The sequence below is a fragment of the Cobetia sp. UIB-001 genome (genome assembly GCF_044789135.1).
Lineage (GTDB): Bacteria > Pseudomonadota > Gammaproteobacteria > Pseudomonadales > Halomonadaceae > Cobetia > Cobetia amphilecti.
Genome location: NZ_CP058244.1, coordinates 2,723,635 through 2,739,513, shown reverse-complemented (window position 1 = coordinate 2,739,513; position 15,879 = coordinate 2,723,635). Strand labels below are relative to the sequence as shown.

Genomic DNA, 15,879 nt, shown 5'->3' with positions numbered 1-15,879 from the left:
GACAGGATGAATTTTCACGAAGTTGCTTTATAACAGAGCCACACTTCGGGCAGCGATGATTGCCCGTCACTGACTCAAGCGGCGCGTCTTTTCCCTGCGAGCTACCTGCAGTCTACCTGCAATCACCTGCGAGCCTTCTGGCCCGTGGGTTGGGTAACCTCGCGCCGCTGTCACGAAATATCGCTGTTCAATGGGGGTGGATCCTCTTGCACAGGACATTGTCGGCATTTCATTTTCGGCCAATGAAGGTGGGAAATTCCGCCTACGAAGACATCTCTTGAGAGAGATCCGAGGCAGTCTCGAGGGAGTCGTGAGGGAACAGAACTTTACGGCGAAATGCCCTGGGGTCCACCTCGATTGCCGCTGAAAAGCCGTCAGATGTGCACAGGATTCAGCCGTCATTGCCTCGTTTCACTTTGAGTATCACGACACGATCTGGCGACAAGGCCAGCAAGGATGACATCAATGAAGATCACGATTTTTGGAAGCGGTTATGTCGGTCTGGTCACGGGTACCTGCCTGGCCGACGTCGGCCACGACGTAGTGTGCATGGATGTGGACGCCGCCAAGATCGAGGGTCTCAAGCAGGGCGAGATTCCCATCTATGAGCCGGGCCTGGAAGGCATGTTGCTGCGCAACGTGGAAGCCGGTCGCCTGAGCTTCACCACCGACGCGCGTGAAGCCGTCGAGCATGGCGTGCTGCAGTTCATCGCCGTGGGCACGCCGCCGGATGAAGACGGCAGCGCCGACCTCAAGTACGTGCTGTCCGTCGCCACCACCATCGGCGAGCACATGAATGACTACAAGGTCATCATCGACAAGTCCACCGTGCCGGTGGGCACGGCGGACCGCGTCAAGGCGCGGGTCAAGGACGTGCTCAAGGACCGTGGTGCAAGCGTCGATTTCGATGTCTGCTCCAACCCGGAATTCCTCAAGGAAGGCGCGGCGCTGGACGACTTCACGCGTGGCGCGCGCATCGTGGTCGGCACCGATTCCGAAGCGGTGCGTGAGCGCATGCGCGAATGCTACGCCCCCTACAACCGCAACCATGAAAAGCTGATGTTCATGGATGTGCGCGCCGCCGAGCTGACCAAGTACGCCGCCAACGCCATGCTGGCGACCAAGATCAGCTTCATGAACGAGATTTCCAACCTGGCCGAGCGCCTGGGTGCGGACATCGAGGAAGTGCGTCGCGGCATCGGCAGTGACCCGCGTATCGGTTACCACTTCATCTATCCGGGCTGTGGCTATGGTGGCTCCTGCTTCCCGAAGGATGTCCAGGCGCTGGCACGTACTGCCAGCCAGATCGGCTATGAAGCCGAGCTGCTGACCGCCGTGGAATCCGTCAACAAGCGCCAGAAGGTCACGCTGTTCGACAAGCTGTCGCGGGCCTTCGATGGCGACCTCAAGGGCAAGACCATCGCCGTCTGGGGGCTGGCCTTCAAGCCCAACACCGATGACATGCGCGATGCGCCGAGCCGCACGCTGATGGAAGCGCTGTGGGCGGCGGGCGCGACCGTGCAGGCCTATGACCCGGAAGCCATGAAGGAATGCCGCCGCATCTACGGCGAGCGCGATGAGCTGGTACTGGTCGCGGACCGTCAGCAGGCGGTCAAGGGTGCCGATGCGCTGGTGATCTGCACCGAGTGGAAGGAATTCCGCACCCTGGACGGCGAGTGGCTGAAGTCCCAGCTCGGCTTCCCGGTGGTGGTCGATGGCCGCAACCTGTTCGAGCCTGCCGCCATGAAGGCCGCTGGCCTGATGTACTACGCGGTCGGCCGCGGTGACACCCTGCTGCTGAATCAGGCTTGAGCTTGCGGCTTGGCATCACAGCCCGGGCGTCAGTGCTCAAGCGTCAGTGCTCAAGCAGGCATTGAACGTCGCTGAAAGATTCAGCACGCGTACCTGATCTGCGTACGCACTCCCTGAAAGACATCCATTCAGTCGTGCCACGCTCCCCATGAGGGTGGCACGCAGTAGAGGAATTTCTCATGTGTGGCATCGTTGCCGGTCTGGCTCAGCGTGATATCAGCAAGATTCTGATCGAGGGGCTGCATCGCCTCGAATACCGCGGGTATGACTCCGCCGGCGTGGCGGTCATCGACCCTGCCGGAGAACTGCGTCGTGCGCGTGCCGTGGGCAAGGTGCGTGCGCTGGAAGACGAGCTGCGCGAGGCGCCGTTGTCCGGCGCCATCGGCGTGGCGCACACCCGCTGGGCGACCCACGGGCGTCCTGCCCAGCACAATGCGCACCCGCATCTCTCCAGTGAGCGGGTCGCCGTGGTGCACAACGGCATCATCGAGAACCACGAAGCGCTGCGTGGCGAGCTGGAAGCTGCCGGTTATGTCTTCACTTCCGAGACCGACACCGAGGTGGTCGCGCACCTGGTCGATCGCGAACTGTGCAGCGGCCTGGCACTGCCGGAGGCCGTCAATGCGGTCACCGCGCGTCTCGATGGCGCCTTCGCGCTGGCGGTGATGGAACAGCGCAACCCCGAGCTGCTGGTCGGTGCCCGTCAGGGCAGCCCGCTGGTAGTCGGCGTGGGGATCGATGAGCACTTTATCGCCTCCGACCCGCTGGCGCTGCTGCCGGTCACCGATCGCTTCATCTATCTCGATGAAGGCGACATGGTCGCCATCACGCCGGCGGGTATCCAGGTGCTGGAACGTACTGGCGACCGCGATGAGCTGACGCCGGTCACGCGTGAAGTGGTGCGTTACGAACACAGTGTCGAAGCCGCCGGCAAGGGCGAGTATCGCCACTTCATGATGAAGGAGATCATGGAGCAGCCGCGTGTGCTGTCGCGCACGTTGGCTGAGCGACTGGACCCGCAGGGCGTGCGTCTGGAGGCCTTCGATGTCTCGCGCCATTCCTTCCTCGCCGCCAGCGAAAAAGGCAGCGAGAGCGGCAAGCAGGTCGTGGATGTGGCGCGCCTGACACAGCTGTTCGCCGATGTGCGTCAGGTACAGATCATCGCCTGTGGTACCAGCTATCACGCTGGCATGGTGGCGCGCTACTGGCTGGAAGAGGTCGCGGGCATTCCGGCTCAGGTCGAGGTGGCCTCGGAATTCCGTTATCGCGAGCGCGTCGCGGCACCGGGGACACTGTTCCTGACCCTGTCCCAGTCCGGCGAGACCGCCGATACGCTGGCGGCGCTGCGCGACATCCAGAAGCTCAACCGTGAAGGCCCGCAGGCCGGCCACTATCTGGCAAGCCTTGCCATCTGCAACGTGGCGGGCAGCTCGCTGGTGCGTGAATCCGACCTGTCACTGCTGACCCATGCCGGGCCGGAAATCGGCGTTGCCTCCACCAAGGCCTTCACCACCCAGCTGGTAGCGCTGATGCTGACCACCCTGGCGCTGCGTCAGGCCAAGGGCGATGGTCAGACGGATGACCTGCTGAGCCGTCAGCTGCTGATGCGTCTCAAGGACCTGCCGCACGTGATCGAGCAATCCCTGGCGCTGGATGGGGAAATCGCGCAGCTGGCGGAGAAGTTCATGCACCGTCACCACACCCTGTTCCTCGGGCGTGGCAGCCAGTACCCCATCGCCATGGAAGGGGCGCTCAAGCTCAAGGAAATCTCCTACATCCACGCCGAAGCCTACGCGGCCGGTGAGCTCAAGCACGGCCCGCTGGCGTTGATCGACGAAGACATGCCGGTGGTGGCGGTCGCGCCGATGGATGACCTGATGGAGAAGCTGAAATCCAACCTGCAGGAAGTTCGCGCCCGCGGCGGTCAGCTGTTCGTGTTCGCGGACCCGGAAGTCAGCCTCAAGGCCGGTGAGGGCGTTCACGTCGTCACCGTGCCGGGCGTGTGCCGCTTCCTCGCACCGATCGTCTACGCGGTGCCGCTGCAGCTGCTCTCCTATCACGTCGCCGTGCTCAAGGGCACCGATGTCGATCAGCCGCGCAACCTGGCCAAGAGTGTCACGGTGGAGTGACCCCTGCGGTAGTTGATATGAAGTAAACGAAAGGGACTGCCCATGGGCAGTCCCTTTTTTGTTGCAGGCTATATCGAGAGCTTTGTCGCGAGCGATATCGAGGGCTTTTGTCGATGAGTCAGCCTCGCATAACGCCTGCGCGCTTCACGCGCGCCAGCAGACGCTGCCAGCAGCGAGTCACCAGTGACTGGCGATGCGTGTCGGCATCTGGCTCGGGCGCGTCATCAGAGTTTTCATCAGCCTCTGCATCAAGGGCTGGGCCGGAATGACGAATGCAGAAGCGCTCCCCCGACGGTGCCATCATCCAGCGCGAGCTGCCCGCAGGGACACGCCCCGCCTGCACGTCTTCATCGAGCTTTCTGCCCGCCGCTTTGATGGCGTCAATCGTGCTCTCCGAGAGTTCGATGAAGCCTTCATCGCCCGCTGGATCAGTCGCGTCCTGTGCTGGCGGAGTCCGAGTCATCAGATCAGGCCCTTGATGATCAGATTGACGCTCGAGACCAGCAGAATGGCATAGGCGACCTGACGCAGACGATTGTCACTCAAGGGCGGCGGGAAGCGACGCGCCAGCTCGGTGAAGAGCATCACGACGAGAGCGCCCGACAGACCCACGAGCAGCAGCTGGGGCAGGGTGTCGCCGATACGCCCCGGGGCCGCGATGCTGAGGCCCATGCGCACGATGCCGGTGACGATGAAGACACCGAACAGCGTGCAGCGAATGGCGATCAGCGTCATCGGCTGACGATAGAGCACGACCACCAGAGGCGGGCCATTGGCCGCGAACAGCCCCCCCATCAGGCCTGACAGCACACCGGCGGTATGAAAGTGCCAGCGTGGCGATGTCGTGGCACGCGGGCCCGGTTGAGCCAGCAGGGCGAGACAGGCGATCAGGATGACGATGCCCAGCAACATGCCCAGCAGAGGGGCTCTTTCGCTGCCCAGCCAGACTGCCAGGAAATAGCCCACCGGCAACATTGGCAGGCTGGTGACTAGCAGGCGGCGAGCCAGACGCGGATTGATCTCTCGCCAGTGCCCGCGCATGGCCATCCCGTTGTTGAACAGGCCCAGCAGAGTACACAGCAATGCGGCGCTCTCGATGGGCAGCACATCGAGGGTCGCCAGCAGGCCCATCACGATCAATCCGAAGGCGAAACCGGTCAGGGTCTGGATATAGCTGGCGAGTGCCAGGCTCATCATGATGGCGACAAGTTGCCAAGGCTCCATGAAGTCTCCGTGGGCAAGGGGGGATAGAACAGAAAGGGCAGGGCGGCGCTGGCTTCAACATGCGCGAGGCCTGGCGCTGGCAGGCAAGGGCGCTTGAGAGCGGGCGCCGTGCGCGTGCGGGCAGGCCGACCAATGCCTGCCATCATAGCCTGCATCGCGCTCTGGCAGTATGACACTCGCGCAAAGTGCTCACGTTGATGTGCGTCACATAAGGCCGCGGGCATGACGGCTTTGGTCGCGCTGGCTCAATTGGCTCAGTGAGCGGGGCGCATTTCAGTAGTCACTGATTCTCAGTATCTGGCATGAGTTGCCGGAGGATTGGCGCATAAACGCTCATGATTTCGGCTTTTGGCGACAGCGCAGCTTGTTTGGGCTGGGGGGGATTATTAGTCTGTGGTCAACGGCGGGGCAGGAAGTGTCGCCATTTGCTGCCACTTTCTGCCACTTTCTGCCACTTTCTGCCACTACCTTTCTCACGAGCGGACATCCCTCCAGTGTCCACTCCTCAGGGTGACGTCGTTCACCTGTCATCTTCAGTGCAGGATCAGCTTCTGGCGGATGAACGGGATTCAAGCACTAAAATCCAAGAAATTGCGAATAAAAGTCAGTCGCAAGAACTGACCCACTCTTCAGTGCAGTGTGTGCTCTGCTTCGAGGGCGCTGGTCGGCTGTGCTGGTCAACGACAGTGAACAATAAAGAAGGCAGGGCATGGAACGCTATACAGGGAAGTCGCCTTACTTTTCCATCGTGACGCCAAATCACAATTCAGGGGATGGTCTTGCGCGCTGTATCAACAGCTTGCGTGACAACCAGGCATCCTATGAACACATCATCATTGATGATTGCTCGACGGATGATGGATTCCTGTGGGCTGAGCGACGGGCGCAGCAGCAAATGGAGCAGCAATCCTCAGTGTCCACGCCGCCCGGCGAGACGCCTGACATCCCCGGGCGGCTGGTTCTGCGCCGCAATCCTCACAACATGGGGCCGGGTGGCACGCGCAATCATGGTCTGAGCCTGGTCAGCGGCCGTTATGTGCTGTTCTGTGACGCTGATGATCATTTCGCGCCTGGCGCGCTGGATATTCTGCAGGCCCGCATCGAGGCGTTCGACTCGCCCGAGGCGGTGGTCTTCCGCTACTGCCTGCAAGGCCCCAAGGGCGATCACGACAGCCTGGCATTCTGCCAGCAGGCCGAGGAGCGCCCGCTGGCCCGGGCCTTTCGTGACTTCATGCATGACACCATCGTGTCGTCTCCCTGGGGCAAGGCGATCCGCGCCGATCTGGCCTGCTCGCTGAGCTTCCCTGATCTGCCCGTGTCGCAGGATGGCCTCTATAACCTGGATCTGTTCGGACGCGCAGAGCGCGTACTGTATCTGCCCGAGGTGCTGTATTACTTCGACAAGCGCAGTGACGGCTCTCTGACGCGCAAGCCGTTCAGCAACCAGGAGCTGGACAAGTTCCACCGCAGCTGGCGGGTCTTCGCGGAGCATTATCGCGAGCATTTCGCCGCGACGCACGGCATGGCCCTGCTGGAAATCCGCGGCCTGCGTTTCGTCGGCGTCAGCTTCATCATGCGTCAGGCGATCAACAAGACGGCGGATGATTCGCGGGTGCGCAAGGTCGTGCTCGATCAGGTGCGACAAGCGTCCTGGTCATCTCTGCGCCAGCTCTCGCTGAAGGAGCAGGCACTGTTGATGAGCTATGCAGTGAGCCCGGCATTGTCCCGGCAACTTGTCCGCCGGAGCCAATACGCCTCATGAGCACTCATAAACATATCCTGTTCTATACCGGTGCCCAGTCACGCACCGGCGGCACCGAACGTGCCTGCGCCGATACCGCCAACATGCTGGCCGCCAGTGGCGATTATCAGGTCGAGATACTCAGCGAATATGGCCCGGCGGAGAGTCCCTATCCGCTGCATGACGATATCGTGCACGAATCACTCTATCCCGAGCGCTCGCATCTGGGCGCCGTGCGTGGCCTGTGGCTGTTCCTGCGCCTGCTGTGGGTGGTGCTGCGCAAGCGCCCGGATGTGGTGGTGGTGGTCGAGAGCATCGGCTTCCTGCCCTTCCTGCTGCCGACGCTGCTCTGTCGCCGCACGCGCTACCTGTGCTGGGAGCACTTCAATGCCACCTCGGATCTCGGCGTTGCTCGCCGTGATACGGCGCGGCGTCTGGCGGCGCATCGCGCCGACCGCATCGTGGTGCTGTCGCATGAAGACCGCCAGTACTGGGAGCGTCTGCATCCGGCCGCGCGCGAGCGACTCAGCGTGGTGCCCAACCTCAATCCGCTGGAGCATGTCGTTGCCGAGCGTCAGGCGCATCAGAGCCGTGAGAGCAGTGCTGAGCAGGTGGCGGACTTACGAGACGCCAGGTCGCCCAAAGTGGCGGTGGCCGTCGGCCGCCTCGAGCCGCAGAAGGGCTTCGATCTGCTGCTTGAGGCCTGGGCGGCGTTGCCTGAGGCGACCCGTGATGGCTGGGTCTTGCGCATCGTCGGCGAGGGTGCAGAGCGTGGCGCCCTGATGGCGCAGGCCGAGCGCCTGAAGATCACCCATCAGCTGCAGATGCCGGGCCAATGCCGGGATATCCGGCGCGAATACGCCGCGGCGGACCTGTTCGTGCTCTCGTCGCGCTTCGAGGGCTTTGGCCTGGTGCTGGTCGAGGCGCTGAGCTGTGGCGTGCCCTGTGTCAGCTTCGCGTGTCCGGCCGGGCCGGGCGAGATCATCAAGCATGGCGTCAATGGCTATCTGGTCGCGCAGGGTGATGTGGAGGCCATGACCCGTCAGCTTGATGAGGTGCTGGGGGATGAGGCGGTGCTCGACAGGTTGCGCGCCAATGTGGATTACGGCCTGGACCGCTTCTCGCGCAATACCGTCGAGGCCAGCTGGCGCACGATGCTTGAGGGACTGGAGGCCCCGGCGCTGTTGAAGGTGATCTGATCGGCATGACGACCGCCTGGATGAGGGTGGTAGGCAAGACAGCCAGTGGACAGACAAGTGAGGGCAGCCGCCCTCACTTTTTTCATGAACGACAGCAGGAGGCTATCGCCGTGAGAATCATGCATGTCATCTCGACTCCCGCCTCTGGCGGCGCCGAGGTCTACGTCAAGGACCTGAGTCTGGCGATGGTGGCCGCTGGCCACAGTGTGCATATCACCTTTCTGGAAACCGCCGCGCAATGTGGCCGTGACCTCGAATACGAGCATCGCTTTCTGAGCCAGCTGAGTGCCGGCAATGTCAGCTACTCGTTTCTGGGCATCGAGACACGCCGCCGCCCGTGGCGAGGCGTGACGAGGCTGCGCAGGGAAGTGACGCGCTTCGCGCCGGATGTGGTGCACTGCCACCTGTATTACGCACTGATGTTCGCCTTTGGGTTGCCGCGTCAGTTGCCGGTGATGATGACGGTGCACAGTATCGAGCTGGGCGCGCCGGCCTGGATGTTCCGGCTGTTTGATCGTCGCGTGACGGCCTACGTCGGTATCTGTCGCGCCTGCACCGACAAGCTGGCGCCGATTGCGGCGCGTCCGGTGGTACAGATCGACAACGCCGTCTCCGGCGCGCGTCTCAAGGCCAGTGGCTGGCGGGAGGCGAATCAGCAGGCCCCGGTACAGCTGGCGGCGATCGGTCGTCTGACCGATGCCAAGCAATACCCCCTGATGCTGGAAAGCTGCGCCAGACTCAAGGCGCAGGGCCTGGCGTTCACGCTCAGGATCGCCGGCGAGGGCCCGCACAAGGCACAGCTGATGGCGCAGATCGAGGCGCTCGGGCTCACTGATGAGGTCAGCTTGCTGGGCAATATCTCGGATGTGGCGGGGCTGCTGGCCAGCGCCGATGCCTTCATCATGTCATCTGCCTGGGAAGGGCTGCCGATCTCGCTGCTGGAGGCGACGCTCAGTGGTCTGCCGGTGCTGGTCACCGATGTCGGCGGCTGTGCCGAGGTGGTGCATCGGGTCGGCAACGGCCTGGTGGTCGACCAGCACACGCCTGAGCGCTACGCCGAGGCGTTGGGGCGACTGGTGGGAGATGCTGAATTGCGGCGTGCCTTCGCCCGCAACGCGCGCCGTTACGGGGCCAGTTATCACATCGATACCGCCCTGAGCGGGCATCTGGCGCTGTATGGCAGCCACCAACCGGCGCAGGACACCTCGGGGCTGGAGGTGACGCCCTGAGTGTCCGCAGCGGACACCCAAGTGACGGAAAGTCATGTTCAGGAAAGGCATGTTCAGGAAAGGCATGGTCAGGAAAGCCGGCCACGTTGTGTCGCTCATGATCGTTATTGGAAAGGCCAGGGGGTGTCGCTGACACTCCCTGGCCTTTTCGTCTTTGGGGCGTGTCCAGGCGTGGTCGAGGTATCTGCGCGGTATCTGCTAAACGTTTGCGGGGCGTATCCAGGGGTCTGCGGAGCGTATGTGGGGCCCGTGCAAAGTGCAGTTGGGATTTCTCATTCTGCAAAGGTGAGTCAGATGATGAGTTGTTGCTAAATTAAAGTAGTTTGATTTCGCAATTCGCATTAGATGCGCTAAGGGTAATCTGTCGTCTGTCAGGTGCCTGACTGCCAATGATGAGGATTAGGGGAAGCAGCTTAAAGTTACCACCGCCAGTACAATCGTCTCGACGACCCGACAAGTCCTTGCTGTTGAAGTCAATTGATTTATTATCAGCCCTGTTGAAGAGGGGACAGTAATGTCGCTTATTGGCGAATCAGACGTCGCCGGTAAAGCGCCAGGTTCTCTTCGCTGCGACGTGCGTCATGTCATGGCCTATCGAGGTCGCCGGGCATGGCCGAGGCATGCAGACAGCATGTGCAGGAGTCGAGCGACACAAGCGCGATACAAGCACGAGACAAGAGCAGGCCGGGCCTCGCAGATGGGCAGTCAGGCGGGTAGAGGTACCGCTCCAGCGGGCGACACCGGGTACGGCGAAATGCTTCATGAGAAGGCATCAAGTCCCGGGGTCGAGTCTGGGGTCGGGGCCATTGCCGCTGGGTGGTCAGTCAGACCCGAGCTTGCCACAGACGTACAGGATAGTGCGTCAGCTCAGGCAGAGAATGTCAGTAACACCTTGTATTAAATGGATTTGATATATTGGACGTGATTGAAGAAGTCGTCGGTGCCTTACGCGCCAGCGGCCGTGTCCCTTGCCTTGCGGGGCATTGGGCGGTCGCCTCATTCGAGGTCGCGCTACCTGCCAGGTCGGGCAGATGGCGCAGGCGCATCCGGGCGATCGAGCGTTGCACCTCAATCATCGCACCTCTCCATGGAATGCATGCGGGCATGAATTCTCATCCCGTTCTGACGCTGCCGTGCCAGCTGACTCGCCAACGAGATCGTCAGGTCTCGCCTGCTTGAAGGGGCGGCACAAACCTTCCGTCGACAGTAGCTCCTGACAGGTTCAAGCAACGAGTCGCTTGAACGGAAATGTCAATAAAAGTGCAAGAAAGAAGTAATCAGTAATGTTGGTGCGATCAATCTTATAAGTATCGGTTAATCAAATGAGCCATGTTGTCTTGATTGATGAGAAAGTCGATCAATGCAATATGTTTCATGTGTTAGATGCCTGGTAGTGAATTACTAAAATACTAATAAACGTTCCATTTCGGAGTTCGGTCATGGGCATGTGTCATGGACACATGCCTGACGTGTGTCCGGTGATATCGCAGGGGTATCGAAGGGCAGGCGTGACCACTCCATGACAGATGACATGTACGCCAACAGGGCGCCGCTATCGGCAGCAGGGGAGAACGCCAGTTCCTCGGGGCGGTAGCGTGCCGAAACAGCGCCTGGCGGTAGCGGTCAGGATCACAGGGGAAGAGACAGGATATGGATATACCGGTCAGAACGACGCTCCGGGCGTTCTCATTTGCCGCCGTGGTATTGGCGATGAGCGGGTGTGCCTTCGCGCCCGGTGGGCACATGGATTATGAAGCCGAGGTCGCGCCGCTGACCGACCAGGTGGAAGTCACGCCGATCACCCCCGGGCTGATCTCCAATTATCGCGCACGCCCCGCCCAGACCGCTCCCGCGCCGCCTGAGCTGGTCGATGACATCAAGCAGTACGTCTACCGCGTGGGCGGCGGCGACATCCTGGCCATCAACCTGAGCACGCCGCTGGACCTGGCTCAGGAAAGCGGTGTGCAGCGTCAGACGGTCGAGGCACTGACCTACATCGTCCAGCCGGATGGCACGCTGTTCTACCCCTATGTCGGGCGCATCAACATTCGCGACATGACGGTGGATGAGGTGCGCGCCGCGCTGGTCGCGGGGCTGTCCCGTTACATCACCGAGCCGCAGGTCAATGTCTCGGTGGCGCAGTTCCGCTCCAAGCGCGTCTATCTGAGTGGCGCCGTGACCGAGCCAGGCTTCGTGCCGGTCACGGATGTTCCGCTGACCCTGATCGATGCCATCAGTGCCAGCGGCGGGGTCACCGCACTGGCCAACACCCACAACATCACGCTGACGCGCGACGGCCAGCAGGAGCACCTGAGTCTCTATCAGCTGCTGCAGCAGGGCGACATGCGTCAGAACCGTCTGCTCAAGGATGGCGACGTGATCAATGTGCCGGTGGCGGAAGACCAGAATGTCTTCGTGCTCGGTCAGGTACTCAAGCCCGGCAACATGCCGGTGGGCAATGAACGTCTGAGCCTCACCGATGCGCTGTCGCGGGCCGGCGGGGTCGATGAGGACCGCGCCAATCCGTCAGGCGTCTTCGTGGTGCGTGAAAATTCGCCGGAGTCCGACAAGCTGGCCACGGTCTTCATTCTCGATATCTCGGATGCGACCTCGCTGATGCTGGGCGCGCGCTTCCCGCTGCAACCGCGTGATGTGGTCTACGTGACCGCCGCGCCGGTCAGCCGCTGGAACCGTGTGCTGAGCCAGCTGCTGCCGTCCGTGACCAGTACCGGGGCCTTCGTCTCGGTCATCGATGACATCGAGGATTGAGGTCATGTCCCACTCCCGCATGGCAGGTCGCGTCGCGACCTGCCGTATCACCTGCCCGCCGGGCCTGAATCGTTTACTCAAGGCGGCGTCATGAATCAGTACACCTCTCCCATGCCATCCTCTTCTGCACAGCCTGGCAAGGACACCACGCGCCGACTCGATTTCAGCACCATTCTCGCCTTGCTCTGGCATCGACGCTGGTGGCTGATCGGCAGCACGCTGCTGTTCACTCTCTTGGGCATCTATCTCGTCGGTAGCCAGCAGCGCATCTACCTGGCCGATTCCCTGATCCAGATCGAGGACAAGGGCGGCAGCGCCAGTCTGCTGGGTCCGCTGGCCGGTCAGGCGACCGGCAGCGACGAGAGCAGCACCAGCGATGAGCTGGAAATTCTCGCCTCACGACTGGTACTGGGCCAGGCCGTGGATCGCGAGCGCCTCAATATCGTGGTCTCTCCGGTGCGTTACCCGGTCATCGGTGACTGGCTCTCCAACCGCCATCTGCGCCTGCCGGCAAGCCTCGGCGGGCAGGATTACGCCTGGGGCGATGACACCCTCAAGGTCACCACGCTCGAGCTCAGCGGCCCGTGGCAACAGCAGACGCTGACCCTAGAGGCCCTGGGCGATGAGCGCTACCGCCTGCTGGATGCCGAGGGGCAGGCGATCGTCGATGGCAAGGTGGGCGAGAACGCGCTGGCGGAGGGCATCAAGGTCTTCGTGCGCGAGTTGTCAGCCGAGCCGGGGGCGCGCTTCACGCTGACCAGTATCTCGGACCTGAGCGCCATCAATTCGCTCAAGTCGCGCTTCACCGCCGTGCGCAATGGCACCGACACCGGGGTGGTCACGCTGAGCCTGTCCGGCAGTGACCAGACCGCCATCGTCAACACCCTGGACACCATCACCAATGTCTTCCTGCAGCAGAACATCGAGCGGGAATCTGCCGAGGCGGACAATCAGCTCGGCTTTCTGGGCGACCAGATCCCGACGCTGCGTGGCCAGCTTGATGAGGCCGAATCGGCACTCAACGACTATCGCCGCCGTCGCGACTCGGTCGATCTGACCGCCGAGAGTCAGCAGGTGATGGAGAATCTCGTCGGGCTGGACAATCAGCTGACCGAGATCAAGCTGCGCCTGGCCGAGCTGTCCCGAGCCTACACCAGCGAGCACCCGGCCTATCGGGCGCTGGTGGCACGTCGTGATTCGCTCAATCAGGAGAAGGCGCGCGTGCAGAAGCAGGCCGAGCAACTGCCGGCCGCCCAGCGCGAGGCGCTCAACCTGAACCGCAATGTCACCGTCAGCCAGGAAATCTATGTCGCGCTGCTCAACAAGCGCGAGGAAGTGCGCCTCAAGAAGGCCGGCACCGTCGGCAATGTGCGCATCCTGGACCCCGCGGTGCTGCAGCCGGTGCCCATCTCGCCGAAGACGTCCCTGATGCTGGCCGTGTTCTGCATGATCGGCCTGATGCTGGGCACGCTGGCCGCGCTGCTGCGTCATGCGATGCGCAAGGGCATCGACACCGCCGAGCAGATCGAGGCGCTGGACCTGCCCGTCTACGCCACGGTGCCGCTGTCGCCGCAGCAGCACAACATGATGCGCCGCGTGCGCCTCAAGGGCGAGAAGGGCGGCCGCGAGATCTATCAGGGGGTGCTGGCCACCTCCCAGCCGTCGGACATCAGTATCGAGGCTCTGCGCAGCCTGCGTACCAGCCTGCACTTCGCCCTGCTCGACAATCGCCGCAAGTCGGTGATGTTCACCGGGCCGAGTCCGGGCATCGGCAAGAGCTTCGTCAGCCTCAATCTGGCGGCGGTGAGCGCCGAGGCCGGTCAGCGCGTGCTGCTGATCGATGCCGACATGCGCCGCGGCCACCTGCATCACGCCTTCCAGCGTACCTCCGAGCAGGGCGGTCTGTCGGATGTGCTCAGCGGGGCCAGTCCGCTGGACAGCGTGCTGTATCACTCGCGCATCGACAATCTTGATTTCCTGGGCCGTGGCGTCGCGCCGCCCAACCCGTCGGAGCTGTTGATGCAGCCCAATTTCGCCGAGCTGCTGGAGCAACTCGGTGAGCGTTACGACCTGATCATCATCGACACGCCGCCGGTACTGGCCGTGACCGAAGCGCTGATCATCGGTCGTCACGTCGGCGCCAGTCTGATGGTGGCGCGCTTTGGCATGAACCAGGTGCGCGAACTCGAGCATGCACGCAAGAAGCTCGAGAACAATGGCATTCACGTCAAGGGCGCCATCCTGAATGCCATCGAACCGCAAGCTGGCGACAAGCATGGCTACGGTTATTACAACTACAGCTACGCCTGACATCGTCTCGCTTGGCAGCTCTCATGACGCTTGAATCACGGAGGAGGTAAGCACGATGAGCGGTATACCCTTGTCGATGGAGCATCAGCGGCGTTACTCGCATCACTACGAGCGCTTGCTGGCCAGCAAGCGATTGCAGCTGATCTTCGGGATGCTGGTGGTGGTCATCGCGCCGGCACTGTACCAGGCAGGGTTGAACCAGCTGATGCAGGGTGACACCCACTGGTGGCTGACCAGCGATGATCAGTGGCATGCCCTGCTGGGCACCGGCGTGGCGTACACCCTGTCGGTGACGGCGGTCAATCGCCTGTCCCGCCTGCCGGGCACGCGCTCCTACCTCTATGTCGTGCCGGCGATCGTCATCTCCTATCTGACCTTGATGATGGTGCTGGGCGTGCTGGGGCTGGAGTATTCGCGTCACCAGGTCGGCCTGTCCTTCCTGCTCGCGGTGAGCCTGTGCACGGCCTACTACTACATCGATACCCGACTGCGCCGGATGCGCTTCGCGGTGGTGCCCTACGGCAAGGCGCCGAGTCTGTGCACCCGCCCGGGCGTCGAGTGGCTGTCGTTGCGCGGGCCTGATCTGGTCGGCCTGCCGCGTATCGACGGCGTGGTGGCGGACCTGCGCGGTGAGCTGCCCAGCGAGTGGGAGAGTTTCCTGGCCGACTGCACCATCCACCGTATTCCGGTCTATCACGCCACCCATGCCCACGAGATGATCACCGGTCGCGTGCTGCTGGATCACCTCTACGCCAACGAGTTCGGCTCGCTGACGCCGCGGGAGGACTATGAGGTCATCAAGCGCTGGATGGACTTCACCGTCGCCGCGCTCATGCTGCCGTTGCTGGCGCCGGTCATGTTGCTGACGGCGCTGGCGATCCGCCTCGACAGTCCCGGGCCGGTGATCTTTCGTCAGCCGCGCATGGGCTTTCACTGCCGCCCCTTCACCGTCTACAAGTTCCGCAGCATGTATGACGGCATGAAGGGCGCGGGCTTCACCCAGGAAGGCAGTGACCCGCGCATCACGCGAGTCGGGCGCTTCATCCGCAAGTGCCGTCTCGATGAGCTGCCCCAGCTGTTCAACGTGCTCAAGGGCGACATGAGCCTGATCGGCCCGCGCCCCGAGTCGATGAACCTGGCCGACTGGTATCGCAAGGACGTGCCGTTCTTCCACTACCGCCATGTCGTGCGTCCGGGCATCACCGGTTGGGCGCAGGTCGAGCAGGGCTACGCCGCTGAAGTGGAAGGCATGATCCGCAAGCTGGAATACGACTTCTTCTACATCAAGCACTTTTCCTTCTGGCTCGATCTGCTGGTGGTGATTCGCACCATCAAGATCGTGATCAGCGGCAACGGCTCGCGCTGAGCGGGCCTGCACTATCTATAGACGTCTGTAGACGAGTGTCTCCGCAGGCGAGTGTGCGGCACTTCTCTGAAACGTGTACCAAGTCGCTGCCAGAGGAACC

At 62.3% G+C, this 15,879-nt stretch carries 9 protein-coding genes; 8 read left to right on the top strand and 1 reads right to left on the bottom strand.

Annotated elements, in window-relative coordinates; translation table 11 throughout:
• Nucleotides 1–465: 465 nt before the first annotated feature.
• Together HA399_RS11380 and glmS are read left to right on the top strand one after the other, a co-directional pair.
• A complete protein-coding gene (locus HA399_RS11380; protein WP_153636201.1) occupies nt 466–1,812 on the top strand; it encodes a UDP-glucose/GDP-mannose dehydrogenase family protein in 1,347 nt (448 codons plus the stop codon).
• Nucleotides 1,813–1,991: 179 nt separating this feature from the next.
• Nucleotides 1,992–3,941 (top strand): glutamine--fructose-6-phosphate transaminase (isomerizing), encoded by a 1,950-nt coding sequence (glmS, locus tag HA399_RS11375; RefSeq protein ID WP_404325044.1) that lies wholly within the window; start codon nt 1,992–1,994, stop codon nt 3,939–3,941.
• 462 nt (nt 3,942–4,403) lie between these two features.
• Here the strand turns inward: glmS and HA399_RS11370 are convergent, their stop codons facing one another.
• Nucleotides 4,404–5,165 (bottom strand): sulfite exporter TauE/SafE family protein, encoded by a 762-nt coding sequence (locus HA399_RS11370; protein WP_054556253.1) that lies wholly within the window; start codon nt 5,163–5,165, stop codon nt 4,404–4,406.
• A 709-nt stretch (nt 5,166–5,874) separates the two neighbouring features.
• On the opposite strand from HA399_RS11370, the gene HA399_RS11365 reads away from it, so the two are divergent.
• The 6 genes from HA399_RS11365 (at nt 5,875) to HA399_RS11340 (ending at nt 15,779) form a co-directional block, all read left to right on the top strand.
• Nucleotides 5,875–6,927, top strand: a complete 1,053-nt coding sequence (locus HA399_RS11365) for a glycosyltransferase family 2 protein (protein WP_404325043.1) — start codon at nt 5,875–5,877, stop codon at nt 6,925–6,927.
• Nucleotides 6,924–8,105 carry a glycosyltransferase family 4 protein gene (locus HA399_RS11360; protein WP_404325042.1) on the top strand — a complete coding sequence of 394 codons (1,182 nt, stop codon included), beginning with the start codon at nt 6,924–6,926 and terminating at the stop codon, nt 8,103–8,105. Before HA399_RS11365 ends, HA399_RS11360 begins: the two co-directional genes overlap by 4 nt.
• A gap of 119 nt (nt 8,106–8,224) precedes the next feature.
• Nucleotides 8,225–9,334, top strand: coding sequence for a glycosyltransferase family 4 protein (locus tag HA399_RS11355; protein ID WP_404326966.1), 1,110 nt, complete (start codon nt 8,225–8,227; stop codon nt 9,332–9,334).
• A gap of 1,650 nt (nt 9,335–10,984) precedes the next feature.
• Nucleotides 10,985–12,103 carry a polysaccharide export protein gene (locus HA399_RS11350; protein WP_054556249.1) on the top strand — a complete coding sequence of 373 codons (1,119 nt, stop codon included), beginning with the start codon at nt 10,985–10,987 and terminating at the stop codon, nt 12,101–12,103.
• 90 nt (nt 12,104–12,193) lie between these two features.
• Nucleotides 12,194–14,413 carry a polysaccharide biosynthesis tyrosine autokinase gene (locus tag HA399_RS11345; protein WP_107336369.1) on the top strand — a complete coding sequence of 740 codons (2,220 nt, stop codon included), beginning with the start codon at nt 12,194–12,196 and terminating at the stop codon, nt 14,411–14,413.
• Nucleotides 14,414–14,468: 55 nt separating this feature from the next.
• Nucleotides 14,469–15,779, top strand: a complete 1,311-nt coding sequence (locus HA399_RS11340) for an exopolysaccharide biosynthesis polyprenyl glycosylphosphotransferase (RefSeq protein ID WP_225996327.1) — start codon at nt 14,469–14,471, stop codon at nt 15,777–15,779.
• Nucleotides 15,780–15,879 lie beyond the last annotated feature (100 nt).

Excerpts from the sequence above, each read along its gene's own strand:
- HA399_RS11350 (WP_054556249.1), top strand. The coding sequence starts at position 10,985 with ATGGATATACCGGTCAGAACGACGCTCCGGGCGTTCTCATTTGCCGCC.
- glmS (WP_404325044.1), top strand. The coding sequence starts at position 1,992 with ATGTGTGGCATCGTTGCCGGTCTGGCTCAGCGTGATATCAGCAAGATT.
- HA399_RS11380 (WP_153636201.1), top strand. The coding sequence starts at position 466 with ATGAAGATCACGATTTTTGGAAGCGGTTATGTCGGTCTGGTCACGGGT.
- HA399_RS11340 (WP_225996327.1), top strand. The coding sequence starts at position 14,469 with ATGAGCGGTATACCCTTGTCGATGGAGCATCAGCGGCGTTACTCGCAT.
- HA399_RS11365 (WP_404325043.1), top strand. The coding sequence starts at position 5,875 with ATGGAACGCTATACAGGGAAGTCGCCTTACTTTTCCATCGTGACGCCA.
- HA399_RS11370 (WP_054556253.1), bottom strand. The coding sequence starts at position 5,165 with ATGGAGCCTTGGCAACTTGTCGCCATCATGATGAGCCTGGCACTCGCC.
- HA399_RS11360 (WP_404325042.1), top strand. The coding sequence starts at position 6,924 with ATGAGCACTCATAAACATATCCTGTTCTATACCGGTGCCCAGTCACGC.
- HA399_RS11355 (WP_404326966.1), top strand. The coding sequence starts at position 8,225 with ATGCATGTCATCTCGACTCCCGCCTCTGGCGGCGCCGAGGTCTACGTC.
- HA399_RS11345 (WP_107336369.1), top strand. The coding sequence starts at position 12,194 with ATGAATCAGTACACCTCTCCCATGCCATCCTCTTCTGCACAGCCTGGC.